Source organism: Mesorhizobium sp. 131-2-1 (assembly GCF_016756535.1).
GTDB lineage: Bacteria > Pseudomonadota > Alphaproteobacteria > Rhizobiales > Rhizobiaceae > Mesorhizobium.
In genome coordinates, this window is sequence record NZ_AP023247.1 from 5285798 (window position 1) to 5312130 (window position 26333).

Annotated in this window: 24 protein-coding genes; 12 read left to right on the forward strand and 12 right to left on the reverse strand. The window is 64.6% G+C overall.

Going from position 1 to position 26333, the window contains the following annotated elements:
- Positions 1-15: 15 nt before the first annotated feature.
- The 5 genes from ggt to JG743_RS25805 form a co-directional block, all read right to left on the reverse strand.
- Complete coding sequence (gene ggt, locus JG743_RS25785) at positions 16-1602, reverse strand: gamma-glutamyltransferase (protein ID WP_202293895.1); 1587 nt, start codon at positions 1600-1602, stop codon at positions 16-18.
- A gap of 20 nt (positions 1603-1622) precedes the next feature.
- Positions 1623-2423 (reverse strand): ABC transporter permease, encoded by an 801-nt coding sequence (locus tag JG743_RS25790; protein WP_202293897.1) that lies wholly within the window; start codon positions 2421-2423, stop codon positions 1623-1625.
- Positions 2420-3343, reverse strand: a complete 924-nt coding sequence (locus JG743_RS25795) for an ABC transporter permease (protein WP_202293900.1) — start codon at positions 3341-3343, stop codon at positions 2420-2422. Before JG743_RS25795 ends, JG743_RS25790 begins: the two co-directional genes overlap by 4 nt.
- Entirely contained in the window at positions 3343-4425 is a 1083-nt protein-coding gene (locus JG743_RS25800; protein ID WP_202302965.1) for an ABC transporter ATP-binding protein, read from the reverse strand. Before JG743_RS25800 ends, JG743_RS25795 begins: the two co-directional genes overlap by 1 nt.
- A gap of 83 nt (positions 4426-4508) precedes the next feature.
- Complete coding sequence (locus tag JG743_RS25805) at positions 4509-5549, reverse strand: ABC transporter substrate-binding protein (protein ID WP_202293903.1); 1041 nt, start codon at positions 5547-5549, stop codon at positions 4509-4511.
- Positions 5550-5784: 235 nt separating this feature from the next.
- Between JG743_RS25805 and JG743_RS25810 the strand changes: the two genes are divergently transcribed.
- Positions 5785-6486, forward strand: coding sequence for a GntR family transcriptional regulator (locus JG743_RS25810; RefSeq protein WP_202293906.1), 702 nt, complete (start codon positions 5785-5787; stop codon positions 6484-6486).
- A gap of 18 nt (positions 6487-6504) precedes the next feature.
- Here JG743_RS25810 and JG743_RS25815 read toward each other — a convergent pair whose 3' ends face one another.
- From JG743_RS25815 to JG743_RS25835, 5 genes are all read right to left on the reverse strand, one after another.
- On the reverse strand, positions 6505-7590 hold the full coding sequence (locus JG743_RS25815) for an ABC transporter ATP-binding protein (protein WP_202293909.1): 1086 nt from the start codon (positions 7588-7590) through the stop codon (positions 6505-6507).
- A complete protein-coding gene (locus JG743_RS25820) occupies positions 7580-8188 on the reverse strand; it encodes a cupin domain-containing protein (protein ID WP_202293912.1) in 609 nt (202 codons plus the stop codon). Before JG743_RS25820 ends, JG743_RS25815 begins: the two co-directional genes overlap by 11 nt.
- Positions 8189-8365: 177 nt before the next feature.
- A complete protein-coding gene (locus JG743_RS25825) occupies positions 8366-9436 on the reverse strand; it encodes an ABC transporter substrate-binding protein (RefSeq protein WP_202293915.1) in 1071 nt (356 codons plus the stop codon).
- 25 nt (positions 9437-9461) lie between these two features.
- Positions 9462-10295, reverse strand: a complete 834-nt coding sequence (locus JG743_RS25830; RefSeq protein ID WP_202293918.1) for an ABC transporter permease — start codon at positions 10293-10295, stop codon at positions 9462-9464.
- The gene (locus JG743_RS25835; protein ID WP_202293921.1) at positions 10292-11179 is read right to left on the reverse strand and encodes an ABC transporter permease; all 888 of its coding nucleotides are present in this window, start codon (positions 11177-11179) and stop codon (positions 10292-10294) included. Before JG743_RS25835 ends, JG743_RS25830 begins: the two co-directional genes overlap by 4 nt.
- A gap of 240 nt (positions 11180-11419) precedes the next feature.
- On the opposite strand from JG743_RS25835, the gene JG743_RS25840 reads away from it, so the two are divergent.
- The 5 genes from JG743_RS25840 to JG743_RS25860 all read left to right on the forward strand — a co-directional run bounded on the left by JG743_RS25840 (position 11420) and on the right by JG743_RS25860 (position 16781).
- Complete coding sequence (locus JG743_RS25840) at positions 11420-12577, forward strand: fumarylacetoacetate hydrolase family protein (protein ID WP_202293924.1); 1158 nt, start codon at positions 11420-11422, stop codon at positions 12575-12577.
- 269 nt (positions 12578-12846) lie between these two features.
- Positions 12847-13779 carry a sugar ABC transporter substrate-binding protein gene (locus JG743_RS25845; protein ID WP_202293927.1) on the forward strand — a complete coding sequence of 311 codons (933 nt, stop codon included), beginning with the start codon at positions 12847-12849 and terminating at the stop codon, positions 13777-13779.
- Positions 13780-13895: 116 nt separating this feature from the next.
- On the forward strand, positions 13896-14882 hold the full coding sequence (locus JG743_RS25850) for an ABC transporter permease (RefSeq protein WP_202293930.1): 987 nt from the start codon (positions 13896-13898) through the stop codon (positions 14880-14882).
- A gap of 3 nt (positions 14883-14885) precedes the next feature.
- Complete coding sequence (locus tag JG743_RS25855) at positions 14886-15680, forward strand: ATP-binding cassette domain-containing protein (protein WP_202293933.1); 795 nt, start codon at positions 14886-14888, stop codon at positions 15678-15680.
- Between the two features lie 78 nt (positions 15681-15758).
- The gene (locus JG743_RS25860; RefSeq protein WP_202293937.1) at positions 15759-16781 is read left to right on the forward strand and encodes a LacI family DNA-binding transcriptional regulator; all 1023 of its coding nucleotides are present in this window, start codon (positions 15759-15761) and stop codon (positions 16779-16781) included.
- Between the two features lie 282 nt (positions 16782-17063).
- Here the strand turns inward: JG743_RS25860 and JG743_RS25865 are convergent, their stop codons facing one another.
- Positions 17064-17645 (reverse strand): TetR/AcrR family transcriptional regulator, encoded by a 582-nt coding sequence (locus JG743_RS25865; protein ID WP_202293940.1) that lies wholly within the window; start codon positions 17643-17645, stop codon positions 17064-17066.
- 213 nt (positions 17646-17858) lie between these two features.
- On the opposite strand from JG743_RS25865, the gene JG743_RS25870 reads away from it, so the two are divergent.
- From JG743_RS25870 to JG743_RS25880, 3 genes are read left to right on the forward strand one after another with little or no spacing between them, the layout of a single operon-like run.
- Positions 17859-18149 (forward strand): hypothetical protein, encoded by a 291-nt coding sequence (locus JG743_RS25870; protein ID WP_244672912.1) that lies wholly within the window; start codon positions 17859-17861, stop codon positions 18147-18149.
- Positions 18143-21325 carry an efflux RND transporter permease subunit gene (locus JG743_RS25875; RefSeq protein ID WP_202293942.1) on the forward strand — a complete coding sequence of 1061 codons (3183 nt, stop codon included), beginning with the start codon at positions 18143-18145 and terminating at the stop codon, positions 21323-21325. Before JG743_RS25870 ends, JG743_RS25875 begins: the two co-directional genes overlap by 7 nt.
- 35 nt (positions 21326-21360) lie before the next feature.
- Complete coding sequence (locus tag JG743_RS25880) at positions 21361-22515, forward strand: efflux RND transporter periplasmic adaptor subunit (protein ID WP_202293945.1); 1155 nt, start codon at positions 21361-21363, stop codon at positions 22513-22515.
- A gap of 69 nt (positions 22516-22584) precedes the next feature.
- On the opposite strand, the gene JG743_RS25885 is transcribed toward JG743_RS25880, so the two are convergent.
- Positions 22585-23520: a LysR substrate-binding domain-containing protein gene (locus JG743_RS25885; RefSeq protein WP_202293948.1), complete on the reverse strand. Its 936-nt coding sequence runs from the start codon at positions 23518-23520 to the stop codon at positions 22585-22587.
- 104 nt (positions 23521-23624) lie between these two features.
- On the opposite strand from JG743_RS25885, the gene JG743_RS25890 reads away from it, so the two are divergent.
- From JG743_RS25890 to JG743_RS25900, 3 genes are all read left to right on the forward strand, one after another.
- Positions 23625-24413, forward strand: coding sequence for a HalD/BesD family halogenase (locus JG743_RS25890; RefSeq protein ID WP_202293951.1), 789 nt, complete (start codon positions 23625-23627; stop codon positions 24411-24413).
- Between the two features lie 94 nt (positions 24414-24507).
- A complete protein-coding gene (locus JG743_RS25895; protein WP_202293954.1) occupies positions 24508-25200 on the forward strand; it encodes a GntR family transcriptional regulator in 693 nt (230 codons plus the stop codon).
- A 26-nt stretch (positions 25201-25226) separates the two neighbouring features.
- Complete coding sequence (locus JG743_RS25900) at positions 25227-26333, forward strand: mandelate racemase/muconate lactonizing enzyme family protein (protein WP_202293957.1); 1107 nt, start codon at positions 25227-25229, stop codon at positions 26331-26333.

Sequence of the window (26333 nt, forward strand, 5' to 3'; positions counted from 1 at the left end):
CCGATGAAGCGGCCATCAATAGCCGAGCGCAAGTCCATCCTTGCGTGGGTCGGATGCGCCGGTCAGCGTTCCCTTTTCCCAGTCGATCAGCACGGCCTGCCCGCCGCCCAGCGGATGATCCGGCTCGGCCACCTGGTGGCCGCGCCGGCGCAAGCCCGCGACCGCGGCGACAGGCACGCTGCGCTCCGCCTCCGCCACACCGCTGTTGTAGAAGACGCGCGGCGCGTCCAGAGCCTGTTGCGGGTCCATGCCGAAGTCGATCATGTTGGTCAGCAGATGGACATGGCCGAAAGGCTGGTAGCCGCCGCCCATGACGCCAAACGGCATCACCGCGCGGCCGTCCTTGGTCATCATGCCCGGCATGATGGTGTGCATTGGCCGCTTGCCGGGCGCTATTGCGTTGGGGTGGTTCGGATCGAGCCGGAAGCTGGTGCCCCTGTTCTGCAGCACGACGCCGGTCTTCGGGCTGACGACACCGCTGCCGAAGGAATAGTAGGTGGAGTTGATGAAGCTCACCGCATTCAGGTCGCGGTCGACGACGGAAATGTAGACCGTGTCGCTGCCAGGCAGATCAAGGCGCGGCAGATCCGTCATGGCGCGCTCAGCGTCGATCGCGGCGCGCAGCCGGGCCGCGTAGGCGGATGACAAAAGCTCCTTAACCGGCACGGCGACATGATCCTGATCGCCGACAAACGCATCGCGGTCCTGATAGGCCAGCCGCCCGGCCTCGATCTCCAGGTGCAGCCGCTCGGCGCCGTTGGGGTCGAGCGCGCCGAGATCGAAGCCGGAGAGCACATTCAGCATCAAGAGCGCCGTCAGCCCCTGATTGTTGGGCGGCATCTGATGAATGCCGTAGCCTTTGTAGGAGGTGCCAACGGGCGTCTTGTAGTCTCCCTTCGTAGCGGCAAAATCGTCGAGCGTGTGCAGCCCGCCGAGCTGGCGAAGCCGGCCGACAATGTCTTCGGCCACGGCGCCCTCGTAGAAGCCGGCGCGGCCCTTCTTCGCAATGATGCGCAGCGTTTCGGCAAGCTCCGGCTGGCGATGGACGTCGCCGGCCTTGGGCGGCTTGCCGCCGGGCAGGAAGATGCGCGCCGCCACCTCATCGGCCGACAGATCGGTTTCTGGATCTTCCCAGTCGAAGGCGACGCGGTCATGCACGACATAGCCGTTTTCCGCGTAGTGGATGGCCGGAGCCAGCGCGTCGGCGATGCCCTTGCGGCCATGGTCTTCCAGCAGCCGGCACCAGGCATCGACCGCGCCCGGGACAGTGACCGCGTGCGGGCCCTGCTTCGGCAGCTCGCTGAAGCCGTTCTCCAGATACCAGTCGACGGTTGCGGCGGCAGGGGCACGCCCCGAGCCGTTGAAGGCCAGGACCTCGCCCTGCCCTTTCGGACAGTAGAGGACGAAACAGTCGCCGCCGATGCCGGTCGATTGCGGCTCGACCACGGCCTGCACGGCCGCCGCGCAAACGGCGGCGTCCATCGCATTGCCGCCGGAGCGCAGCATCTCGATGGCGGCAAGCGTGGCGAGCGGATGCGAGGTCGCGGCCATCGCTTCGGTGGCGCGGACGGGCGAGCGGCCGGGAAACTGGAAATCACGCATGCTGTTGTCGGTATCCCTGCTTAACGTCCGCGGCCAAAAAGCTGGGCGGCGGACAACAAAACGATCGATAGCACGATCAGGCAAGTCGAGATGGCGGCAATGGTCGGGTCGATCTGGTCGCGTAGCGCATTGAACATGCGGCGCGTCAGCGTCGTGGTCTCGCCGCCGGAGATGAACAGCGACACCACCACCTCGTCGAACGAGGTGATGAAGGCAAACAATGCGCCCGAGACGATCGAAAAGCGGATCTGCGGCATCGTCACCTGGCGGAACGCCGAGAAACGGTTGGCACCCAGGCTGCGCGCCACCTTCTCCTGGTTCATGTCGTAAGACCTCAGGCCGGAAAGCACGGTCAGCACCACCAACGGCAGAGCCTGCACGGTATGCGCGATGACCAGGCCGGTCAGCGTGTTGTTGAGGCCGATGCGGGCGTAGAGGAAGAAGGTGCCGATGCCGATGAGGATGACCGGGATGATGAGCGAAGCGGTGAGCAGTGCATTGATGACGCCGGTCATTCGCAGCGTGCCGATGTTGATGGCATAGGCTGCGGCCGTGCCGAGCGGCGTCGCCACGAGCATCGTCATCACCGCGACCTTGACCGACACGACGGTGGCATCGCGCCATTCCACCGATCCGAAATAGGTCTCGTACCAACGCAATGACCATTCCTGCGGTGGGAATTGCAGCAGCGTCGAGTCGGAAAAGGACATGATGACGATGATGACCGACGGCGCGATCAGGAACAGCAGCACAAGGCCGCCGAGCCCATAGAGCCAGAGCCGTTGCCGGTGCGAGATGGGCAGGCTGTTTTCCACGCTCATCGCGAACTCCACACGCCGGTGGCGCGCGCGCCGAGCAGCCATTGGAACAGGCCGAGCAGCGCCAGCGTGACGCCAAGCAGCACGACACCGAGCGCGGCGCCCGCGCCCCAGTTGGAATAGAGGCTCGTGGTTTGCTCCATGCGCATCGCCCACATGATGACCTTGCCGCCGCCCATCAATGCCGGGGTGACGAAGAATCCCAGGCACAGCACGAAGACGATGACCACGCCGGAGGCGAGGCCGGGGAGCGACAGCGGAAAGAAGATCTGGCGGAAGGTGGCGGCCGGGCTGGCGCCGAGATTCATGCCGGCGCGCAGGCAATCCGTGTCGATGGTCTTCATCGAGGCGTAGAGCGGCAGCACCAGAAACGGCAGCATTATGTGCGTCATGCCAATGACGACGCCGGCGAGATTGTTGGCGAGCGGCAGCGGCTGACTGATGACGCCGAGATCGATCAGCCAGCTGTTGACCAGGCCCTTGCGCTGAAGGATGACCAGCCAGGCATAGGTGCGCACCAGCACCGAGGTCCAGAACGGCAGGATGACGAAGATCAGGCAGATCGAGGCCGCGCGGCGCGGCAGCTGCGACAGCATGTAAGCCAGCGGATAGCCAAGGAGCACGCAGGCGCCGGTGACGAAGAAGGCAACCTTGAAGGTGGTGATGAAGGTCCTGATATAGGACGCCTGCTGGAAGAAGCGTGCGTAATTGGCGGCACTCAGGGCGCCGCTCTCGTCGAACAGCGACAGCCAGAACAGCCAGCCGATCGGCACGATGATGACGGTGAAGACGAGCAGCAGGCCGGGCGACAGCAGCGCCAGCAGCCCGAGCGATTCCCGGCGCGCATCGGCACTCAGCGTGTCGGCGTTGAGCGTCCCAGTGAAGCTGCCGGCACCGTAAAGGCTTGCGGATTGCGTGCTCATCAGTCCGCCGCCACCAGCACCACGTCATCGGCATCAATACCGAGATTGACCGGCTCGCCGGGCCTTGGCAGCCTCGCCAGCACGTCGGAGCGACAATAGTCGCGCAAAGTCACCTGTCGGCCATCGCGCAGGGTGGCGTAACAGACGAAACTGTCGCCCTGGTAGATGACGTCTCCGACGGTCGCCGGGATTACATTGATGGTGCCCGCCGACTCAGCGTCAGCGACGAGGCGCAGCTTTTCCGGCCGCACCACCATCAGATGGCAGCCGACGGCTGGCGCCACAGAGGTCATGCGCAGCTTCCTGTCCTCATACCAGACGCTGCCGTTGCGGCATTCGACCGGGATGAAATTGGAATCGCCAATGAAGCCGGCAACAAAACGTGTTTTGGGGCTGGCGTAGAGCACTTCCGGCCGGTCGATCTGCTCGATGCGCCCGGCGTTCATCACCGCGATGCGGTCCGACATGGTGATCGCCTCGCGCTGGTCGTGGGTGACGTAGACGGTGGTCATGCCGAGCCGGCGATGCAGGTTGCGCAGTTCGATCTGCATGTGTTCGCGCAGGCTCTTGTCGAGCGCCGAAAGCGGCTCGTCCATCAGCACGATGCGCGGCTCGAAGACAATGGCGCGGGCCAGCGCCACGCGCTGCCGCTGGCCGCCTGAGAGCTGGTCGACGCGGCGTTCGCCGAGCCCTTTCAACTGCACGAGATCCAGCGCCCGCTCGACGCGCTCGGCCGTTTCCGCCGCCGATACGCGGCGCTGCTTCAGCGGAAAGGCGATGTTGTGGAAGACGTTCATATGCGGGAACAGCGCATAGTTCTGGAACACCATGCCGATGTTGCGCCGGTGCGGCGGCGTGGCGATGATCTCCTCGCCGCCGACCTTGATGCTGCCGGCGTTTGCCCTGACGAATCCGGCCAGGATCATCAGCAGTGTCGTCTTTCCCGACCCCGACGGGCCAAGCAGCGTCAGGAATTCGCCGGCGGCGACATCGAGCGACAGGTCGCGCAGCACGGAGACACCGCCGAACCTCTTCTCGATGCCGCTGATACCGATGGGAAGCGCGGTCGGCGCGATGGACAAAAGCATCTCCCTGGACTCCGGATCGTTCATGGCGGGACGGAACGGAGCAGCGCCTGGACGCTGCCCCGACCGGTGCCACCTGTCTATTGCTGGATCAGGTTGTTGAACTTCTCGGTCGCCTCGACCAGCGTGTCGCGCCAGAACTCCGGATCCTGCAGTACCTGCTTCTTGACGTTCTCGGGCGCGGAATTGATGTCCTTGATCCGCTCCGGCGGGATCTTGCCGGTCTCGAAGGCCTTCTCGTTGGCCGGGCCGTTGTCGACATAGAGCGGCAGATTGGCCTGAAGGTCGGGGCTGACGAATTTGGCCAGCGCCTTCATGGCTAGGTCCTTGTTCTTCGAGCCTTTCGGGATGACCATGCAGTCGGCGGTGAGAACGCCCTGGTCGAAGGAGAAGCTGACCGGGGCACCGCTCTTCCTCAGCGTGCCGGCACGGCCGTTCCAGATGCTCGCCATGTCGACCTCGCCATCCTTGACGAGTTGCATGGCCTGCGCGCCGGAGGTCCACCAGGCGTCGACATGGCCGCGGATCTTGTCGACGGATTTGAGCGCGCCGTCGATGTCGACCGGATAGACCTTGTCGATCGGAATCCCCTCGGCGAGCGCTGCAACGCTCAGCGTTTCCGTCGCCTGGCTGCCGGAGAGTGCGCGGCGGCCGGGGAATTTCTCGACGTTCCAGAAATCGGCCCAGGTCTTCGGCCCCTTGTCGCCGAAAACGTCGGTCCGGTAGATCAGCACCACCGAGGTGTAGGAGATGCCGACCCAGTCGTCATGGACGAGCTTCGGGTTGATGCCGCTCTTGTCGATGACGTTGTAGTCGAGCTTCTCGAACAGGCCCTCCTTAGAACCGCGCGCGCATTCGTCGGCGCCGAGTTCGGTGATGTCCCATTTCACGGCGTTGCCGGTAACCTGCAATCGCACGTCGTCGAGACCGTTGGTGGTGTCTTCCTTGATGGTGATACCGAGCGCATCGGCCGTCGGCTTGAAGAAGGCCTTGGTCTGCGCCTCCTGATAGGTGCCGCCCCATGAGGCGACGGTGATGGTGTCGGCGGCCGATGCCGGGACGGCAACCGAGGCCAAGAGCCCTGCGACCGCAAGGTTCTGAATGCAACGCAGCTTCGTCATTTTCGCTTCTCCAACCGGTGTTCCCATTATCGTTTGCTTTGGTATGCGAATTTGTATACAATTTTGAGTGTAATTCGCCGGAAGCCGATGTCAACACGGGCCAAGCGCTTTTTTGGTGACGAAAGATAGAGGCGTAGGGTCGGAGTGCTTGCTCTTCTCGAAACGGTCCTGTTTCAAGCAAGCGCTAAAAGGCCCTAAACTGCGAATCCATGACAGACCGTTGGAGGCGGGACGCTTGAGCAAGGAGAGAAAGAACACGCTGCGCGATTCGGTGTTCGAGAAACTGAAGGCGCTGATCATCACCGGCCAGATCCCGCCGGGCTCCCGCGTCACGGAGGCCGACATCGCCGAGCGCCTGAAGGTCAGCCGCACGCCGGTGCGCGAGGCCTTCAACCGGCTGGAGCGCGACGGCCTGGTGATCGGCCGCCCGCGCCAGGGCTATGTCGTGGCGGAGTTCAACCTGACCATGTTCCGCGAGGCCTTCGACATCCGTGAATTGCTCGACGGGCGCGCCACCGAACTGGCGGCGGCCAACGCCACCACCGCCGACAAGACACGGCTGCGCGCGATTCTCGCCGAATGCGAGCGGCTGGCTGCGATCCCCGACCGCAGCACCCGCGAGCAGTTCGAGGAATTGCAGGTCGGCATCGACCTGCACCGCGTGATTGCCGAAATCGGCGGCAACGAAATGCTACACGGCATGCTCTGCGGCATCCTCGACAAATGCCAGCAATATGTGTGGACGGAGCTTCTGTGGCTGGATGAGTGGAAGCTCACCCGCGAGGAGCATGCCGGCATCGTCGATGCGATCTGCGCCGGCGACGTGGCTCTGGCGGGCGATCGCGCCCGAGCGCATGTACGCGGGTCACGCGAGAACATCCTGCGCCTGCTGCAGGCCAAGTCCGACTATCAGGGTTTCTTCGCCAAGGCGTCGTGAGCCACGCGCCCTGTCGCATCAGTTGGAGAGCATAGGGCAGCTGGCGCCACGGCGCAGACTGATATGCGCCACGTCGCCGACGCTGAATTGAAAGCCGTCGGCGCGGCGCGGGGCATCGATGACGATGGATGTCCCCTGCCCCAGCTCGGCGTGGAGGCGCAGCGTGCGGCCATGGAAGACGACACCGCTGACCCGTGCCGGCGCGGTGCCGTCGGCAGCCTCGGTGGCCGCCAGCAGATCCTCAGGGCGCACGCCGATGGTGCGCATGTCGCCGGCGGCCGGCATCGCACCGGTGTCGGACACGGCCTCAAGCGGCAGGTCGCCGGCGGCAAAGCGCAGGCGCTCGCCATCGCGGCCGATGAAGCGCGACTGCAGAAGGTTCATGGTGCCGATGAAGGAGGCGACGAATTTGGTCGCCGGGCGGTCGTAGAGGATCGCCGGCGGCGCGATCTGCTCGATGCGGCCCTTGTTCATGACGACGATGCGGTCGGAGATCGACAGCGCCTCGGTCTGGTCGTGGGTGACCATGACGAAGGTGGTGCCGAGGCGGGATTGCAGCCGCTTCAGCTCGACCTGCATCTGCTCGCGCAGATGCGCGTCGAGCGCCGACAGCGGCTCGTCGAGCAGCAGCACGCGCGGCTCGCAGACGATGGCGCGGGCGAGCGCGACGCGCTGGCGCTGGCCACCGGACAGTTCCGAGACGCGGGCGCCGAGTTTGTCGGCGAGGCCGACCATGTCGAGCGCCGCGCCGACGCGTTTCGCCTGCTCGGCGCCGGAAAGTTTGCGCAGCGACAGGCCGAAGCCGACATTCTCGGCGACGTCCATATGCGGAAACAGCGCATAGTCCTGGAACACGGTGTTGACCGGCCGGTCGAAGGGCCTGAGCGCGGTGATGTCGCGGCCCTCGAGCAGCACCTTGCCGCTCGACGGACTCTCGAAGCCGGCGATCACGCGCAGGCTTGTGGTCTTACCGCAGCCCGAGGGTCCCAGCAGGGTCAGGAACTCGCCACTGGAGATGTCGAGATCGACGGCGTCGAGGCCGACGATGCCGCCGGCAAAGACCTTCGACACTCCGTCCAGCCGCACCAGTGCATCAGGCGCCATCGCGCACCTCGGAGGGCTTGGTGGTGTTGACCCAGAGGATCTGGCAGCGCTCGGCGCCAGGATTGCGGAAGGCGTGCAGAAGCGTGCTCTTGAAGGCGAAACTGTCGCCGGCCTTGAGCACGTAGGTCGTGGCGTCCACCACCAGCTCGACTTCGCCGGCCATTACGAAGCCGAATTCGTGGCCGGCATGGGCATAGGCGTCGGCCGTGCCGCCGCCGGCCTCGACGGTCACCAGCATGCCGGTGAGCGTCGCGGCGGGCGGCGACAGCAGCGCCTTGGCGATACCTTCCGACTTGACGGGGATCTGCCGCCGCTTGTCGGCGCGCACGCAGTAGAGGTCGTTGACCGCCTCATTGCCGTCGGCGATCAGCGCCGAGGGCTCGATGTCGAGAGCGGCGGCGAGCGGCCAGATCACCTTGACGCGCAGCGAGGACATGCCGCGCTCGATCTGGCTGAGCGCGCCGATCGAAATGCCGGTCTTGGCGGCGAGCTCGGCCAGCGACAGCTTGCGTTCGAGCCTCAGCGCCCGCACGCGCCGGCCGACGCGCACATCGGCATCGTCCTTCGGCCTTTCAGCCGTTTCATCAAGAACATCCATCAATTCGTCCTCGTTCGCTTTCACCTTCTCCCGTTGCGGGAGAAGGTGTCGCCGAAGGCGACGGATGAGGGGTGCACCAGCTTGGCAATGACGGCGATCCGTCACCCACCCCTCAACCGTCTCGGCGCTGTGCGCCGATCCACCTTCTCCCACAAGGGGAGAAGGGGAAGCCTACGCTCAACCACCCGCCTTCACCTTCTCGAACATCTTCGCGAGGTCGTCATTCTGCTTCATCGGCCCGGTGAAGATGGTGGTCTTCAGCATCACTTCCGGATCCGACGGCAGCTGCAGCTTGTCCAGTTCGTCCTTCGCCACGCCGGCGAAGGCGGTGCTGAGCGAACTGCCGTAGCCATAGGACTGGATCAGATACTTGCCCGAGTCGGCGTCCAGCCGGCTGTTGATGAAGTCATAGGCGAGATCGACGTTCTTGGCGTCCTTCAGCATGACGAAGCCACAGGACCAGGTCAGCATGCCTTCTTTCGGCTTCATGAATTCGACCGGAACGCCCTGTTTCTTCAGCGAGGTGGCGGATGCGTTCCAGGTCATGGCGGCGACCAGCTGGCCGCTTGCCAGAGCCTGTTCGACCGAAGTCATGTCGGTGGTGTAGCTGGAGAGCAGCGGCCGCTGCTCACGCAGCTTTTCCGCAACCTTGTCCATCTGCTCCGGAGTCATGTCGAAGGGGTTCACCCCTGCCAGGAGCGCCGCGACGATCGGCGTGTCATGGACGGCGTCGATGGTCGCCATGCGGCCGGCATACTGCTTGTCCCACAGAAGGCTCCAGCTCGCCTCTGGGTCCTTCACCAGATCGGTGCGGTAGAGGATCGAGGTGTTGCCCCAGTCCCACGGCACCATCCAGACCTTGCCGTCGCCGGCCTGGATGTCGGGCAGGTTCTTGAACACGGGGAAGATCGAATCCCAGTTCTTGATGCGCTTGGTGTCGATCGGCTGCAGCAGGCCTTCCTTGTTCCAGCGCGCCACCTTGTCGTAGCAGGGGTGCGCGATGTCCGGCCGGAAGCCGGCCTTGACCTTGGTGAAGGCGTCGTCGTCGTCACCGAAGATCGAGGCCTCGACGCCGTCCGGATGCGCGGCGAGGAAGCTCTTGTTGAAGTCGGGCAGTTCGTAGCCCGACCAGGTGAAATACTGCAGCTTGTCGGCGGCAAGGGCGACCGTCGAAGACAGCGCGAGCGCCACGGCGGCAAGACCGGCGCGGGCCTTGTGTCCGCTGATCGATTTCAGGTGGAATGTCATTTTCGTTCTCCTCTCGTTGTTATGGTCAGGCTGGATTGGCGGCGGCTGGCCGGCGCGTCGCGCCGAGGCCGCGATGGCGCAGGATTTCGGCAAGGCCGGCTATGATGAAGGATACGGCGAGGATCACGGTCCCCAGCGCCATGACGGTCGGCAGCGAACGCGGGAAGCGCAGCTGGCTCCAGATGTAGAGCGGCAACGTCGGCTCGGTGCCGGCGAGGAAGAAGACGACGATGAACTCGTCGAAGGAGATGAGGAAAGAGAGCATGAAGGCCGAAAGCACCGCTGGCAGGCTGAGCGGCAGCATGACGCGCCGGAACGTCGTCCAGTCTGAGGCGCCGAGGTCGAGCGCCGCCTCGCGGATGGTCTTCGGGATGGCGGCGAAGCGGCTGCGCATCACCACCACCGTCGTCGGCAGCGCGACCAGGATATGGCCGAGGACAATCGAAACGCGCGACGGCCCGAGGCCGATGAGGTTGACCAGGATCAGCAACGAAATGCCGACGATCACGCCGGGGATCAGGATCGGCAGCCGGGCGATGGCGCTGATCGTCGCGGCCAGCGGCGAGCGGCCGTAGAGGTCCATATAGGACACGGTGATGCCGCAGAGCGTGGCGCCGGTGGCTGCAACCGTGGCGATGACGAGGCTGTTGGCGAGCGCGCCCGACAGCACCGGGTTGCCATAGAGCGTCTCGTACCACTGGAGGGTGAAACCCTGCAGCGGAAACGCCGCCTGGATGGAATCGTTGAAGGAAAACAGCGGGATCAAAAGCACCGGCAGATAGAGGAAGACCAGATAGCCAAGCACATAGATGCCGAGCCAGCGGCCGCCTGTGTCGGTTTCGGTGCGCGCCACGCTCATGTGCGGCTGCCAAATCTGCGGTCGGCGCCGCGCGCAAGGAGAACCACGCAGAGGATGACCAGCATGACGCAGACCGAGAGGGTGGCGCCGAACGGCCAGTCATTGGCCTTGCCGAACTGCGACTGGATCAGCGTGCCGATCATGGTGCTGGCCGGACCGCCGACCATGGCCGGTGTCACATAGTCGCCGACCGTCGGCACGAAGACGACGAGGGCCGCCGCCAGCACGCCCGGCATGGAGTTGGGCAGCACGACACGGCGGAACGCGGTGAAGGGACGGGCGCCGAGATCGGAGGCGGCTTCGAGCAACGATTTCGGGATCGTGTCCAGCGCTACATAGATCGGCAGGATCGCGAAGGGCGCGTAAGCATGGGCAAGCGTGACCACCACCGCCGCCGGCGTGTTGAGGAAAGCCAGCGTCGGCTCCGACCAGAGGCCGCTTTCGATGAAAGCCGAGTTGAGCACGCCATTGTAGGCCAGCACGATCTTCCAGGCGAAGACGCGCAGCAGGTAGCTGGTCCAGAACGGCAGCGTGACCAGGAACAGCAGCAGGTTGCGCCGCCGCCCGGCATGGAAGGCGAGGTAGTAGGCGACCGGATAGGCGGTAACCACCGTGGCCAGGGTGACCAGGCCGGCAATGACCAATGAGCGCAACGTCACCGTCCAGTAGAGCGGGTCGGTGGCCACGGTGACGAAGTTCGCGACGGTCAGGCCGACGCCGAGCAGCGAGCCGTCATTGCCCCTGAAGGCGAGGAACAGCACCAGGCCGAGCGCGAACAGGATCAGGAAGAAGGTGACCAATCCGCCCGGCAGCAGCATGGCGAAGCGGAACGCCGGCGAGGTGCGGGTTTGCGGCAATGGCTGGCTTGCTGCGATGGCCGACATCGATCTGCCCGTCGGAATTGTGAAATCGACTTAGTTTTTTTCATATTTGTGAAACTGTCAAGCTGAATTGCGCCGACTCTGACCCTCTCGCCCTGGAAATCAGCGGTCGAATTCGCTCGTCAGGCCAATGCCCCTGCCCCGACAGCCGCGCCTGGTGGCCCATAAATGATCCCATCAGCGGGATGGACGTCTGGACCAAATCCGGGGAAAGTGCCGCGCGCCAAAGAGAGGACCAGTGCCATGACCGACCCGACCCGCCTGCCCGCCGACGGACTTTTCATAGGGCGCGTGGCAACCAACGAAGCGGCCCATCCGCTGGTGGTCACGGTGCGCGACGGCACTGTCTTCGACATCACCTCCAGCGCGGCGCCAACGGTGCGTGACCTCTGCGAGATCAAGGACCCGGCGGCTTATGCGCGCTCTGCCAAGGGCAAGCCCATCGGCGCGCTCGCCGACATCGCGGCCAACAGTTTTGAAAGCGCGCGCGACGCGAAGAAGCCGATCCTGCTCTCCCCGGCCGACCTGCAGGCGGTGAAGGCGTCCGGTGTCACTTTCGTCGTCAGCCTGCTCGAACGCGTCATCGAGGAACAGGCGCGCGGCTCGGCGGAGAAGGCGGATGCCATCCGCGCCGACATCGCCGGGTTGATCGGCCATGATCTGTCGAAGCTGAAACCCGGCTCGCCGGAAGCGATGGAGATCAAGGCCAAGCTGATCCAGCGCGGCGCCTGGTCGCAATATCTGGAAGTGGGTATTGGCCCCGACGCCGAGATCTTCACCAAATGCCAGCCGATGGCATCGGTCGGCTTCGGCGCCGATGTCGGCCTGCACCCCGTCTCCACCTGGAACAATCCGGAGCCGGAGATCGCCATGATCGCCGACAGTACAGGCCGGATCGTCGGCGCGACGCTCGGCAACGACGTCAATCTGCGGGACGTCGAGGGGCGCTCGGCGCTGCTGCTGGGCAAGGCCAAGGACAACAATGCCTCTGCATCGCTCGGCCCCTTCATCCGGCTGTTCGACGAGACCTTCTCCATTGCCGACGTAAAGCGCGCCACGGTGCGCCTCAGCGTCGAGGGCGAGGACGGGTTCTCGCTGGAGGGCGCGAGCTCGATGGCCGAAATCAGCCGCTCGCCGGAAGAGCTGGTCAAGGCCGCGATGGGGCCGCATCACCAGTATCCGGACGGGCTGGCGCTCTATCTCGGCACCATGTTCGTGCCGTCGAAGGATCGCGGCGAAAAGGGCAAGGGCTTTACCCATAAGGTCGGCGATATTGTCACCATCTCGTCGGAAAAACTCGGCTCGCTGGTCAACCGTGTCAGGCTGTCGCCCGACTGCCCGCACTGGACCTATGGCGCCAGCCATCTGATGCGCGACCTCGCCAAAGCGGATCTCATTTAGCACCGCGCTACCGCGATGATATTCTCATCCCCCGCGGGCTGACGGGATGGACGCCTGCACCTGCCCGGAAAAAATCACCCGAACTGATGCAATCTGATGGGATTGCTGATGGCGCCGCGTGCTGTGCCAACATCCAGTGGCGACGGAGGCTTGCCATCGGCCGAAAAAGGGAATGCTCTTAAAGCACCCGGTCGGCGCTGGCAGGAGATGCGGTTCTTGGGCCGCGTCGCGTCTGACGTGGAAGTCGTTTCAACATGGGAGGAAACCATATGCTGACGAGGCTAAGACTGATCGTGTTTGGCTTGGTCATGGCGCTCGCCATTCCGGCGGCGGCACAGGCCAAGACCTTCTACTGGATTTCGCATGGCGGCCCTGCCGACCCGGTCTGGACGTACTTCCTCGCCGGCGCCAAGCAATGGGCGGCCGACACCGGCAACAAGGTCAATACCTCATTCCACAATGGCGACGTGGCATCCCAGCAGGAGGCGGTTCGCGCCGCCATCTCCGCCAAGGCCGACGGCATCGTCACCACCAGCCCCGACCCGGGCAGCCTGGTCGAGATCGTCAAGGAAGCGCGCGCCGCCAACATACCGATCATCAACTTCAACACGCCCGATCCGAAGGCCAACTTCAATGCCTATGTCGGCGGTGACAACGTCACCTTCGGCAAGCATTGGGCGCAGTACCTGGTCGACAAGGGCCTGGTGAAGAAGGGCGATTTCGTCTGGATGCCGGTCGAAGTCCCCGGCGCCACCTATGGCGTGCAGGAAGAGGAAGGCATCAAGAGCGTGTTCGAGCCACTCGGCATCACCTATGAGATCACCGAGGCGACGCTCGACCAGGCCGAAGTGATCAGCCGCATGGCCGATTACCTCACTGCCAACAAGGCCAAGGTCAAGGCCATCATAGGCCTCGGCGACCTCGTCACCGGCTCGATCAAGCGGGTGTTCGACCAGGTCGGCGTCAAGCCCGGCGAAATCCCGGTCGTCGGCTGGGGCAACTCGCTCGACACCACCCAGGAAGTGCTGAACGGCTACGTCAATGCCGGCCAGTGGCAGGATCCGCAGGCGACCAGCTATGTGGCGCTTTCGCTGGCCAATATGGCTGCCGGCGGCATTCCTCCGGGCTTCAACGTCATCACCGGCGCGCTCTACGAAAAGGACACCGCCGGGGTCTACGACAAGATCCTGTCCGGAAAATAATCCGCGATCGGCACCGTCGCGGCCGCGCAGGCGGCCGCGACTATCACTGCCATTCCGCCGAGCCTGCCTGATCGGGTGAAGGTCTCAGCTCTTTCCACTCAAGTCGCGGATTCAACGTGGAAAACCGTTCCCTCATCCAAAACCTGATCGCGAGGTCGGAGTTCGGGCCGTTCGTGCTGCTTGTCATCGAGCTCGTCGTGTTCTGGAGCATCAACCCCGATTTCCTGTCGCCGCAGAACATCTCCAACATACTGGCCTTCACGGTAGAGCTCGGCCTGATCGCGCTGGCGATGACGCTGCTGATGACATCGGGCGAATTCGACCTCTCGGTCGGATCGCTGTTCGGCTTCTCGCCGGTGCTGATGTGGACGCTGTTCAACAGCGGCGTCACCTCGCTGGAGATGGGCCTCCTCGTCGCGCTGCTGGTCGCCGCCTTCATCGGGCTGGTCAATGGCTGGTTCGTGACGCAACTCAAGATCCCCTCCTTCCTGGTTACGCTCGGCATGCTGCTGGTGGTGCGCGGCACGGCGCTGTTCGTCACCGATGGATTCCCTCAGCGGACCTGGAGCGCCGAGGGCAGTTGGCTCGCCAACATACTGGTCGGCGATTTCTTCATCGGACCGTTCCGCATCTACATGTCGCTGTTCTGGTTCATCGCAGCAGCGGTCGCTCTGGGCTACGTGCTGACGCAGAGCCGCACCGGCAACTGGATCCAGGCCGCCGGCGGCAACCCCAACGCCGCAAGGGCGCGCGGCGTCAACGTCAACGGCGTCAAGATCGGTCTGTTCGTGCTGTCGTCGCTGATGGCCTCGCTTGCCGGCGTCATCTCTTCGCTGCGCACCTCGGCCGCAAACCCGAACAGCGGCACCGGCTACGAGCTCGAGGTCATCGCCATGGTGGTGATCGGCGGCACGGCGCTGACCGGCGGGCGCGGCACCATCATCGGCACGGTGCTCGGCATCCTGATCCTGCGTGTGATGCGCAACGGCATCGTGCTGATCGGCGTGCCGGGCCTTGCCTACAACATCTTCATCGGCGCCATCATCCTCGGCATGATGGCGCTCCACTCATGGCTGGAACGCCGGCATCAGGCAGGGACGTGATCCATGGCTGAACCGCTCATCCGCATGCAAAATATCCGCAAGTCCTACGGGCGCGTGCAAGCGCTGGTGGACGCCAATTTCCACGTCAACGAGAGGGAGATCGTCGGGCTGCTCGGCGACAATGGCGCCGGCAAGTCGACATTGATCAAGGTGCTGTCGGGCGCCGTGCCGCTGACCAGCGGCGACATCTTCATCCGCGGCAGGAAGGTGAACCTGCGCAGCACCAGCGACGCCATCGCGCACGGCATCGAGACCATCTACCAGGACTCGGCGCTGGTCACGCAGCTGTCGATCGCGCGCAACCTGTTCCTCGGGCGCGAGCCGATCAAGCCGCCGCGCTTCCTGAACCGCATGGACCAGGATGCGATGAACACGGTGGCGCGCGACCTGCTGAAGCAGGTCGGGATCTCCAAGAACATCCCGCCGACAACGCCGATCGGCTCGCTTTCCGGCGGTGAGCGCCAGGCGGTGGCGATCGCGCGCGCCATGCATTTCGACAGCGATCTCATCATCCTCGACGAACCGACCAACAATCTCGGCGTCGCCGAGACGCAAGGCGTCTTAAGCTTCGTGCGCAACGCGCGCGATTCCGGCCATTCCTGTATCTTCATCGCCCACAACATCCACCATGTCTTCCAGGTGGTCGACCGCATCGTCGTCATGCGCCGGGGCAAGGTGGTGGCCGACGACATCGATCCGAAAAAGACCACCGTCGCCGAGGTCGAGCGCATCATCACCGGCATGTCGGACAAGGAGATCCGCGACGCTCTCTCTGACGGCGCGCAACCGCAAGGCTGAAGCCCTGCTGGCGGGCGGCAATTTTCCGGCCGTCGGCCCATCTGGCACAGGATCGCATACGCTCCTATGACTGGAACCATGAGAGCCACCGTCGCCGACATCGCCAGGAGCTGCGGGCTGTCGACCGCGACGGTCGACCGGGTGCTGAACAACCGGCCCGGCGCAAGCGCCGCCAACCGGCAGCGCGTGATGGAGGCGGCGAAACAGCTGGGTTACCTGCCGGTCGTCGACCAGGTCGCGCTGCCGTCGAAGCCGGCGCATCTGGAATTCTTCCTGCCGATCGGCGGCAATGCCTTCATGGTCGATCTCGCCCGCCACATCGAGGACTACGCGGCGCGGCTGCCGCTGGTCGCCTCCTGCCGCATCCACAGCCTCGCCGGCATCTCGCCCCGCGCGTTGCAGGGCGCCATCGAGAACCTCTCGCTCAAAGCCAACGGAGTCGGCGTCATCGCCGTCGATCATCCCAGGACCCGCAACATATTGCGCGAGCTGGTCGAGGCCGGCATACGCCTCGTCACACTGGTGTCCGACGTGCCCGCCGCTCCGCGCTCGGCCTATGTCGGCATCGACAACCGGGTGGCCGGGCGCACGGCCGCACTGCTGATGGGGCGCTTCCTCGGCGGCCGCAGCGGTCATCTCGCCATGGTGGTAGGCTCGCGCTCCTATCGCGGCCATGAGGAGCGCGAGATGGGCTTCCGCTCGGTGCTCAGCGAGGAATTCCCCAACCTCACCATCTCGAGCGCCGTCGAGATCAACGACCAGCCTGAGGTGAGCTACACCGCGACGATGAAGGCGCTGCACAACGAGCCGGAACTGCTCGGCATCTACTGCGTCGGCGCCGGACGTTCGGGGGTGGCGAAGGCATTGCTGGAATCCAGGCCGCGCAGGAAGCCGGTGTTCATCTGCCATGACCTGACCAGGGAAACCCGCGGCTATCTGGTCGACGATCTCTGCGATGTCGTCATCGACCAGAACGCGCGGCTGATCGCCGAGCAGTCGGTGATCCGCCTGCTGGGCTCGATCGCCTCCTCGGCGCCCTATCTGACCAAGAAGTTCATCGAGCCGCGATTGATCTTCAAGGAAAACGTGCCGGTTCAATAGGTTAGCTTGCCATGGCAAGGCTGCTTTGTCCGGATTTGTCGGAGGATTGCCGAGGGGTGCGGCAATTCTGCACATCAGCTATGCAAGTTTCATGGTTGCCGAATCGTTAAGCAACCAGTAGATATTTGGGTGTCGGCCGTCTCCTCCTCCCAGATGTGATGCCGACGCTGAATGCGGTGCACCTCCTCCCGCACCTCATTCGAAATCGAGCCCGCTGCCACCTCCTCCCGGCAGCGGGCTTTTTTCGTTTCGGCCGCTTCCGACGGGAGATGGGCGCGGCTGTCAGCGCGCCCTGAAGGATGCGATCAGCCCTTCCGCCATGCGCACGAACTGCGCGCTCGGGCCTTCGGCGCCGACGCTCTGCATCGAGACGCGCGCGCCCTCCAGGAGCAGCGACAGCGTGTCAGCGAGAAGCTCGGCCTGGCCGACGCCGGCATCGCGGCAGAGACTGACCAGGCGTTCGCGCTGGGCTTCCTTGAGTTCCTTGATGACGCGCCGCGCCGGATGGTCGGTCTCACTGAGCTCGACGGCGGCATTGGCCATGTCGCAGCCGCGGCTGTCGGCCGCGAGCATCTCGGAGACTTTGCGAACCCATGCATGCAGTTGCGCCAGCTTGTCGCCCGGATATTCGGCCTCGAACGCGTCCCAAATCGCCGCGGCTTTGGACGCCGTGGCGCGCAGGCACTCGATGATCAGCTCGTCCTTGGATTCGAAGTGACGGTAGAGCGTCATCTTGTTGGTGCCGGCAGCCTCGGTGATGGCGTCGACGCCAACACCCTTGATGCCGTGCTTGTGGAACATGTCCTGCGCCGTCTCCAGAATTCGATCCCGGGGGCGAGAGCGCTCCACGACGCCGTCTGCCATCATGATCTCCTTTCGTTTCCAAAAATCCCTTGGCCACCTCTTGACTAAGGTGTTACCGGTCTGTAACATCCAGAATGTTACTTACTGGTAACACCTATCTTGTCTGCCGTCAACGATTGCACCGCCGTTAGGCCTGCTGAGACGGAGATAGGGCGAGAAAACTGCCTGTCATGCGGCTTCGGCCGGTGAAATCGAAAAAACGGCTCGCGATCCTTGGATGCGGGCCGCAAGCAAGGAGCCGCTCCTATGCAAAAGCGCAAAGACCTGACGATCGATGAAGCCATCCGGGATCCGATGATCCGGCTGGTGATGAAGGCGGATCGGGTCGATCCGCGCGGCCTCGAGGCGATGCTGCGTTCAAAGGCGGCCATGCAGGCGCCAAACCGCACGACGCTGCCGCGTTTTCTGGACGACTCAGGTCCAGCGCATAGTCGGCAGCTGTCCAGGATCGCCAACGCGTTTGGCGAAGCAAAAGCATTCAACGAGGCCTGCGTCTCATGGTGAACTATTTCGTCCAACGTCCGATCTTCGCATCGGCGATCGCCATCATCATGGTGCTCGCCGGCGCGATCGCCTATTTCCTGTTGCCGGTCTCGCAGTTCCCCGACATCACGCCGCCGCAGGTCGTGGTCAGCGCCCACTATCCCGGCGCCAGCGCGCAGGTCGTGGCCGATACCGTGACGACGCCGCTCGAGCAGCAGATCAATGGCGTGCAGGGCATGACCTATATGTCGTCGACGAGCTCCAATGACGGCTCCTCGACCATCACCATCACCTTCGATGTCGGCTATCCGCTGAGCACGGCTGCCGTCGACGTCCAGAACCGCGTCTCGCAGGCCGCGTCCTCGCTGCCGGCGATCGTCAACCAGGGCGGCGTGACGATCAAGAAGCAGAATCCCAATTTCGTGCTCATCGTCGACCTCACCTCGCCGGACGGCTCGGTCGATCCGGTGGCGCTGAGCAACCTCGCCTATCTGCAGGTGGTCGACCCGCTGAAGCGGCTGGCCGGCGTCGGTGACGTGCAGATCTTCGGCGAGCGGCGCTATTCGATGCGCGTCTGGCTCGACCCGGACAGACTGGCAAATCTCGGCATCACCGCTGTCGACGTGCAGAACGCTATCGCCGAGCAGAACGTGCAGGTCGCGGCCGGCAAGATCGGCCAGTCGCCGGCGCCGGCCGGCACAGCCTTCGAGATGCAGGTCAACGCGGTCGGCCGCCTCAGCGACCCGAAGGAATTCGGCGAGATCGTCGTGCGCGCCAATTCCGCAAACGGCTCGCTGGTGCGCCTGCGCGACGTCGCGCGCATCGAGCTCGGCGCGCTGCAATATTCCTCGTCCGCCTTCTTCGGCAAGGACCCGACGGTGGTGCTCGCCGTCTACCAGATGCCCGGCTCCAACGCGCTCGACCTGCAGCAACGGGTCAAGGACAAGATGCAGGAGCTGTCGGCGCGTTTCCCGAAGGGCGTCAACTACGCCATGCACTACGACACGACGCGCTTCGTCTCGGCCTCGATGCATGACGTTCTGATCACGCTTGGCGAAGCGCTGGTGCTAGTCGTGGCGGTGGTGTTCATCTTCCTGCAGAGCTGGCGCACCACCATCATCCCGACCATCGCCATCCCGGTGTCGCTGATCGCAACGCTGGCGGTGATGTACATGCTGGGTTTCTCGCTCAACATGCTGTCGCTGCTCGGCATGGTGCTGGCGATCGGTCTCGTCGTCGACGACGCGATCGTGGTGGTCGAGAATGTCGAGCGACAACTCGAGGCCGGCCTCAAACCACTCGCCGCGACACGCGCGGCGATGGCCGAGGTGACGGGACCGATCATCGCCACCACCGCGGTGCTGATGGCAGTGTTCATCCCGGTCGCCTTCATCCCCGGCGTCTCGGGGCGGCTCTACAACCAGTTCGCGCTCACCGTCGCGATCTCGGTCGGCATCTCGGCCTTCAACTCGCTGACGCTGAGCCCGGCGCTGAGTGCGGCGTTCCTGCGCCATCGCGGCGAGACGCAGTTCGTTTTGTTCCGCTGGTTCAATGCCGGCTTCGAATGGCTGTCGCATGCCTACGCCCATGGCGTGCGCATCCTGATCCGGCTGCGCTGGGCCATGCTCGGCCTGTTCGCGGCCGGCCTGGTGGCGACCTATTTCGTCTGGCAGAAACTGCCCTCGACCTTCCTCCCCGTCGAGGACCAGGGCTATTTCTTCGTCGTCATCCAGCTGCCTGACGGCGCCTCGCTGGAGCGCACCGACGCGGTGGCGCAGAAGGCGCGCGACATCCTGCAGAGCACGCCCGGCGTCGACATCGTCGGCTCGATCAGCGGCCTGAACTTCCTGACCAGCGCCGCGCAGTCGAACTCGGCGGTCGAATTCGCGATCCTGAAGCCGTGGGACGAGCGTGGACCCGACCAGAACGCGTCGAAGCTTGTCGCTGAAGTGCGCAACAAGCTGCTGCAGATACCGGAGGCTTTTGCACTTTCCTTCGATCCGCCCTCGATCCCGGGCCTCGGCACCACCGGTGGCTTCGAGTTCCAGGTCGAGGACCTGTCCGGTCGCGGCAGTGCGGCGCTCAACGATGTCACGCAGGCGCTGATCGCCGAGGCGCGCAAGCAGCCGGAGCTCAATCCGCAGCAGCTGTTCTCGTCCTTCTCGACGTCGACGCCCCAGTTCAACTACGACCTCGACCGCAGCAAGGCGAAGCTTCTGGGCCTCAGCCTGCCCGACGTGTTCAACACGCTGCAGATCTATCTCGGCTCGCTCTACGTCAACGATTTCAACCTGTTCGGCCGCACCTTCCGGGTGACGATCCAGGCCGACAAGGATGCGCGTGCCGATGCGACCGACATCTCGCGGCTCTATGTGCGCAACGCTGCCGGCGGCATGGTGCCGCTGAGCACGCTGGGCAAGCTGGTGCCGATCGTCGGGCCCGAGACCGTGCCGCACTACAACAACAATGCGTCGGCCCTGATCAATGGCGGCGCCGCTCCCGGCTTCTCGTCCGGGCAGGCGGTGGCGGCGATGGAGCGGGCGGCGGCGACGGTGCTGCCCAGGGACTTCGGCTATGAGTGGACCGGCATCACCTTTCAGGAGCTCAAGGCCGGCTCGATCGCCTCGATCGTGTTCGGGCTCGCCATGGTGTTCGTCTTCCTGATCCTGGCGGCGCAGTACGAAAGCTGGGCGATGCCCTTCATGGTGCTGCTCGCCGTGCCGCTCGCCCTGTTCGGCGCCTTCGCGGTGCTCCTGCTGCGCGGCATGCAGATCGACGTCTACTCGCAGATCGGCTTCGTCATGCTGATCGGCCTGGCGGCGAAGAACGCCATCCTGATCGTCGAATTCGCAAGACGCCGGCGCGAGGAAGGCCTGAGCATCGTCGACGCGGCGATGGAGGCCGCGCGGCTGAGGCTGCGGCCGATCCTGATGACGGCGTTCGCCTTCATCCTCGGCGTCCTGCCGCTGATGTTCGCGACGGGTGCAGGTGCTGCCAGCCGGCAGTCGATCGGCACCACCGTCTTCGGCGGCATGGTGGCGGCGACGGTGCTGTCGCTGGTGTTCGTGCCGGTGTTCTATGCGGTGATCGAAAAGCTGCGCGAGCGGGGCGAGGAGAAGCAGCCCGCTCCGCACCATAAGGATATTGAACCGACCGCCGAGCCGGCGATTCAGCCGCTCGCCCAGGCGGCTGAATAGCTCGCCCAGGCGGCCGAATAGGATTGGAGATCAAAATGCGTAAGTGGAAAATCGCTTTGGGAACGGCCGTGGCGCTCGGCGCCATCTCGATGGCCAGCGTCCACCTGCTCGACATGGGCAGTCTCAGCCTCAATGCCGGCACGGCAGGGGCAGCGCCGGCTCCGGCGGCGTTCGTGATGCCGGTGCCGGTGGTGAATGTGGTGAAGAAGACGCTGCCGATCTATCTCGACTACGCCGCGCGGGTCGAGTCGATCCGCAGCGTCACCCTGCAGGCTCGCGTGCCTGGCTACCTGCAGGAGCAGGCTGCCGCCGACGGCAGCGACGTCAAGCAGGGCGACCTGCTCTACCGGATCGCGCCGGAAGACTATCAGGCGGCGCTCGACCAGGCCCAGGCCGAGATCGAGCGCGACATGGCGTCGCTCGACTATGCGCGGTCCAATCTCGGCCGCGGCACGGAGCTCGCCAAGAGCGGCTATCTGGCCAAGGACAGTTTCGACCAGCGCACCAGCACCTTGCGCGCGGCCGAGGCAGCGATTGCGGTAGACAACGCGGCGCTGCGCACCGCCCAGCTCAACCTCGGCTATGCGGAGATCAAGGCGCCGTTCCCGGGGCGCATCGGCCGCAACCAGGCCTCGGTCGGCACGCTGGTCAGCGTCGCCGGCACGGTGCTCAACACGCTGGTGCAGCTCGATCCGATCTACGTCACCTTCAATCCGAGCGAGACCGACCTCGTCGAGATCGAAGCCGCCAAGGCGGCCGGACCGATCGCCGTCGATGTGCTGCTGCCCGGTCAGTCCGAGCCCAGCCAGAAGGGCGAGCTCACCTTCATCGACAACACGATCGACCATTCGACCGGCACGATCACGGCGCGGGCGACGATCGGCAATGCGAAGTTCTCGCTGCTGCCCGGCCAGTATGTGCGGGTCCGGCTGCACGTGAAGGAGCAGCCGAACACGCTGATGGTGCCGCAGGTGGCGCTGGGGTCCAGCCAGCTCGGCAAGTACCTCTATGTCGTCGGCAAGGGCAACACGGTCGACCAGAAGCTGGTCTCGCTCGGGCCGACCGATGGCGACCTGATATCCGTGACATCGGGCATTTCCGAGGGCGACCAGGTGATCACCGGCAATCTGCAGAAGATCGGACCCGGCATGCCGGTCTCGCCGCTGCCGCAACAGAAACCGGCCAGCTGATAACCCCCATCAGTCCCGGTCCCGCGGCGCCCTCGACTCCCACGTCGAGGGCGCCGTTTTATTATCGGTTTACGCAATTCCGGACGGAAAACCGCTGCCCACTTTTCCTGGAATTGCTGCCAGAAGCTCCACAAGCCCGGCAACATCGGCGCGCTCAGCCTTCGCCGGCAGCATGAAGGCGCAGTAGGGCTGGCCGAGACGAACCGAGACCGGCGACAGCGCGATCAGGCGGCCGGCTTCAAGATCGGCGCCGGCCATTGTCTTCTGCCCAAGTGCTACTCCCAGCCCCAGTCTCGCAGAGGATATCGCCAGGCTGGAAAGGCCGACGCGGCGGCCATGCGAGGGATCGGGCGCACGGTTGCCGCCGGACGCCGCGAACCAGTCCGCCCAGCTCGGATGCGAGGCATAGTTCGGACCCCAGTTGGTGTGAATGAACTGGCTCTCATGCAGGTCCGCCAGGCTCGACGCGCCGTTGCCATGGCGTCGCCAGAAATCGGGGGCGACGACCGGCAGCACTTCGTCATGGACAAGGCGGACCAGCTTGAGCGCCGGATAGTGATAGTCGCCATAGGAGATGCGCAGGTCGATGTTCTGGCGCACGACGTCGACGGGATCGTCCTCGACGCGGACGTCGATCGCCATATGCGGAAAGCCGTCGAGCAGCACGGCCAATCGCGGCGCCAGCCAGAGTTCGGCCAGCGAGAACGGCACGCTGACGACCAGCCGCGTCCGCAAGCCGCCCTCCAGCATGCGGCGGCCGACCGCCGCGATCTCGCCTAGGGCGCGCGCCGTCTGCGGATAGATCGCATGGCCGGCATCGGTGAGCGCGATGCGGTTGCCGTTGCGCACGAAAAGCTGCTTGCCGAACCAGTCCTCCAGGTTGCGGATCTGCTGACTGACCGCGGCCGAGGAGACGCCAAGCTCGGTGGCGGCGAGCGTGAAGGAGCCGGCGCGCGCGGCGACCTCGAAGGCCCTTACCGCATTCAGCGGCGGCAGCTTTTCCATGTTGAGCTTCCCCAAGTTTTCCTTGTGCAAGCCTAACAATTTTCCGCGTTGAGAGAAAGATTTCCTTGCTGTCTAGTGAACCCAGATTTCTGGAGGACATGCCGATGCAAGACATTCTCGACCTCGACCGCTACCCGCTCGACCGCGAGGGCAGCCCCGAATGGGCGCGCCTGGTGGAAGCCTGCGCCGCCGCGCTTGCTGACAACGGCATGTTCAACCTCGAGGGCTTCCTGCGTCCGGGCGCCGCGGAAAAGGCGGCGTCGGAAATCCAGCCGGTGATGGATACGCGCTCGCACACGCACAAGCGCATGCACAACATCTACTTCAAGCCTTCGATCCCGGAGCTGCCGTCCGATCATCCGGCGCTGCGCAAGGTGGAGACGATCAGCCACACCGTCTGCGCCGACCAGATCCCGGGCAGCACGGTTCTCGCGATCTATGAATACGAGCCGCTGGTGCGGTTCCTGGCGGCGGCGATGGGCAAGCCCCGCCTGCATGTGATGCAGGATCCGCTGGCCCGCACCAACGTGATGGGCTACCGCGCCGGCGAGGCGCTCAACTGGCACTTCGACCGTTCGGAGTTCACGACGACGCTGCTGCTGCAGGCACCGGAGCGCGGCGGCGACCTCGAATACCGCACCGACCTCCGGTCGGACAACGATCCGAACTATGAGGGCGTGGCGCGACTGCTCGAAGGGCGCGACCCCGAGGCGAAGATCCTGCGCATGAAGGCGGGCACGCTCAACGTCTTCCGCGGCAAGAACACGGCGCACCGCGTCACCACCGTCGAGGGCGAGCGCCAGCGCATGATCGCGGTGTTCTCCTATTACGAGCGCCCCGGCGTCATGTTCAGCGATGAAGAGCGGATCGGTTTCTATGGGCGGGCGGCCTGAGCTATCGACAGAAATTCCGGAATTCGCAAATTGGCCCCTTGTTGGATTGTCGACAATCTGCTTGTCTTGCAATCGGTTCATCCGGAGTGGGCGCATGGCGAAGCTGGATTTCAGTCCGATCGCGGATACGACGCGCAGGGCAGAGATCGTCGCGCTGCTCAGACGCGCCATCCTGACCGGCCAGTTGGAACCGGGACAGAAGCTCAACGAGCTCCGGATTTCCGAACAGATGCGGGTGAGCCGCGCGCCGCTGCGCGAAGCCATGCGGGAGCTGGTGCAGGAAGGCATCCTGACCAGCATTCCTTACGCCGGCACCTTTGTCATCGATGTCACCGCCAAGGACATCATCGACGCCTATTCGCTCAACAAGGTGCTTGACGAATTCGCCATCGAGTGCACCTGGCCGCTGCGCGACCCGCGCTTCTTCGACGAGATCGACCGCCGCCATGAAGCGGTGAAGCAGGCGACGCGGGCGCTGGACACAACGCGCCAGATCGAGACGGCGCTGCAACTGCATGGCCTGATCTATGAATGGGCCGACAATTCGGTGCTGCTCGAGACCTGGCAGCGCCTGACCAGCCGGCTGCAGATGTATTTCGCGCTGCACCAGCAGGCGCGCAAGGAACCGGTGCCGGCCGAAGACGTGCACGAGACCTACGTGGCGCTGCTCAAGGGCAAGGACATGCGCGCCGCCCAGCGCCATGCGCGCGAGCATATCGACCTCGATTTCGAAGAACTTCTCGCCTATGCGCGCAGCCTCGAAAAGCGCGCCTCGAAGAGCACCTGACCAATCCCGCAGGAACGGACGACACCGTGAAGATCAAGAGCATAAAAGCCTACCATGTCGTGCAGCCTTTCGTGGACGGGCCGTATCGGATGTCGAAGGGGCGTGTTGCCGACTGCTTCGACGCAGTGATCGTCGCCATCACTTCCGACAGCGGCGTGACTGGCTGGGGCGAGATGGCGCCGCTCGGCAATTTCTATTCGGCCGCCTTCCCGGCCGGCACCCGCGCCGGCGTGCCGGAAATCGCGCCGCATCTGATCGGCCACGACCCGCGTGGGCTGGCCGGCATCGGCCGGCTGATGGACACGGTCTTCAAGGGCCACCCCTACATCAAGTCGGCTCTCGACATGGCCTGCTGGGACCTTGCGGCCCGCGCCGCCGACGTACCGCTGGTGACGATGCTCGGCGGGCGCGAGAGCGAGACGGCGGAGCTCTACAAGGTCGTCACCCACGGCACGCTCGATCAAATGGCAGCGCTGGCCAAGCGCATCGTCACGGAAGGCTACCACCGGCTGCAGGTCAAGGTCGGCGGCAATGTCCGCGACGATATCGAGCGCGTGACGACGGTCGCCGCAGCGGTGCCGAAGGGCACGGTGATCTTCTGCGACGCCAATGCCGGCTGGACCCCCTATCAGGCGCGACAGTTCGCCGACGCCACGCGCGGCATCGACTACACGTTCGAGCAGCCCTGCACGACGATCGACGAGAACATGTCGGTGCGCCGCATGCTCGACAAGCCGATGGTGCTGGACGAATCCGTCACCTCGCTCGAAGAGATGCTGGAAATTCACCGCAGAGGCGCGGCCGACGGGCTGACGCTGAAGATCTCGCGGCTGGGTGGCGTCACCAGGACGCGCCAGATCCGCGACGTCGCCGTCGACCTCGGCTTCATGATCACGGTCGAGGATACGGGCGGCGCCGAGATCGACACCGCGGCCATGGCGCATCTGTCGCTGTCGACGCCGGAAGAGCGCCGGCTGCATGCGATCGCCTTCCACGAATGGGTGACGGTGCGCACCGCCTCGAACAAGCCGCCGGTCACCGGAAGCCGCATGGGCATTCCCGACGGGCCTGGCCTCGGCATCGATGTGGTACCGGAGCTGCTCGGCAAGCCCTTCTTCGAGATCGGCGGCTGA

What these genes read in the sequence shown, in the direction of transcription:
- ggt (WP_202293895.1), bottom strand. Translation starts at nt 1,602, where the DNA reads ATGCGTGATTTCCAGTTTCCCGGCCGCTCGCCCGTCCGCGCCACCGAA.
- JG743_RS25790 (WP_202293897.1), bottom strand. Translation starts at nt 2,423, where the DNA reads ATGAGCGTGGAAAACAGCCTGCCCATCTCGCACCGGCAACGGCTCTGG.
- JG743_RS25795 (WP_202293900.1), bottom strand. Translation starts at nt 3,343, where the DNA reads ATGAGCACGCAATCCGCAAGCCTTTACGGTGCCGGCAGCTTCACTGGG.
- JG743_RS25805 (WP_202293903.1), bottom strand. Translation starts at nt 5,549, where the DNA reads ATGACGAAGCTGCGTTGCATTCAGAACCTTGCGGTCGCAGGGCTCTTG.
- JG743_RS25815 (WP_202293909.1), bottom strand. Translation starts at nt 7,590, where the DNA reads ATGGCGCCTGATGCACTGGTGCGGCTGGACGGAGTGTCGAAGGTCTTT.
- JG743_RS25820 (WP_202293912.1), bottom strand. Translation starts at nt 8,188, where the DNA reads ATGGATGTTCTTGATGAAACGGCTGAAAGGCCGAAGGACGATGCCGAT.
- JG743_RS25825 (WP_202293915.1), bottom strand. Translation starts at nt 9,436, where the DNA reads ATGACATTCCACCTGAAATCGATCAGCGGACACAAGGCCCGCGCCGGT.
- JG743_RS25830 (WP_202293918.1), bottom strand. Translation starts at nt 10,295, where the DNA reads ATGAGCGTGGCGCGCACCGAAACCGACACAGGCGGCCGCTGGCTCGGC.
- JG743_RS25835 (WP_202293921.1), bottom strand. Translation starts at nt 11,179, where the DNA reads ATGTCGGCCATCGCAGCAAGCCAGCCATTGCCGCAAACCCGCACCTCG.
- JG743_RS25840 (WP_202293924.1), top strand. Translation starts at nt 11,420, where the DNA reads ATGACCGACCCGACCCGCCTGCCCGCCGACGGACTTTTCATAGGGCGC.
- JG743_RS25845 (WP_202293927.1), top strand. Translation starts at nt 12,847, where the DNA reads ATGCTGACGAGGCTAAGACTGATCGTGTTTGGCTTGGTCATGGCGCTC.
- JG743_RS25855 (WP_202293933.1), top strand. Translation starts at nt 14,886, where the DNA reads ATGGCTGAACCGCTCATCCGCATGCAAAATATCCGCAAGTCCTACGGG.
- JG743_RS25860 (WP_202293937.1), top strand. Translation starts at nt 15,759, where the DNA reads ATGAGAGCCACCGTCGCCGACATCGCCAGGAGCTGCGGGCTGTCGACC.
- JG743_RS25865 (WP_202293940.1), bottom strand. Translation starts at nt 17,645, where the DNA reads ATGGCAGACGGCGTCGTGGAGCGCTCTCGCCCCCGGGATCGAATTCTG.
- JG743_RS25875 (WP_202293942.1), top strand. Translation starts at nt 18,143, where the DNA reads ATGGTGAACTATTTCGTCCAACGTCCGATCTTCGCATCGGCGATCGCC.
- JG743_RS25880 (WP_202293945.1), top strand. Translation starts at nt 21,361, where the DNA reads ATGCGTAAGTGGAAAATCGCTTTGGGAACGGCCGTGGCGCTCGGCGCC.
- JG743_RS25885 (WP_202293948.1), bottom strand. Translation starts at nt 23,520, where the DNA reads ATGGAAAAGCTGCCGCCGCTGAATGCGGTAAGGGCCTTCGAGGTCGCC.
- JG743_RS25890 (WP_202293951.1), top strand. Translation starts at nt 23,625, where the DNA reads ATGCAAGACATTCTCGACCTCGACCGCTACCCGCTCGACCGCGAGGGC.
- JG743_RS25895 (WP_202293954.1), top strand. Translation starts at nt 24,508, where the DNA reads ATGGCGAAGCTGGATTTCAGTCCGATCGCGGATACGACGCGCAGGGCA.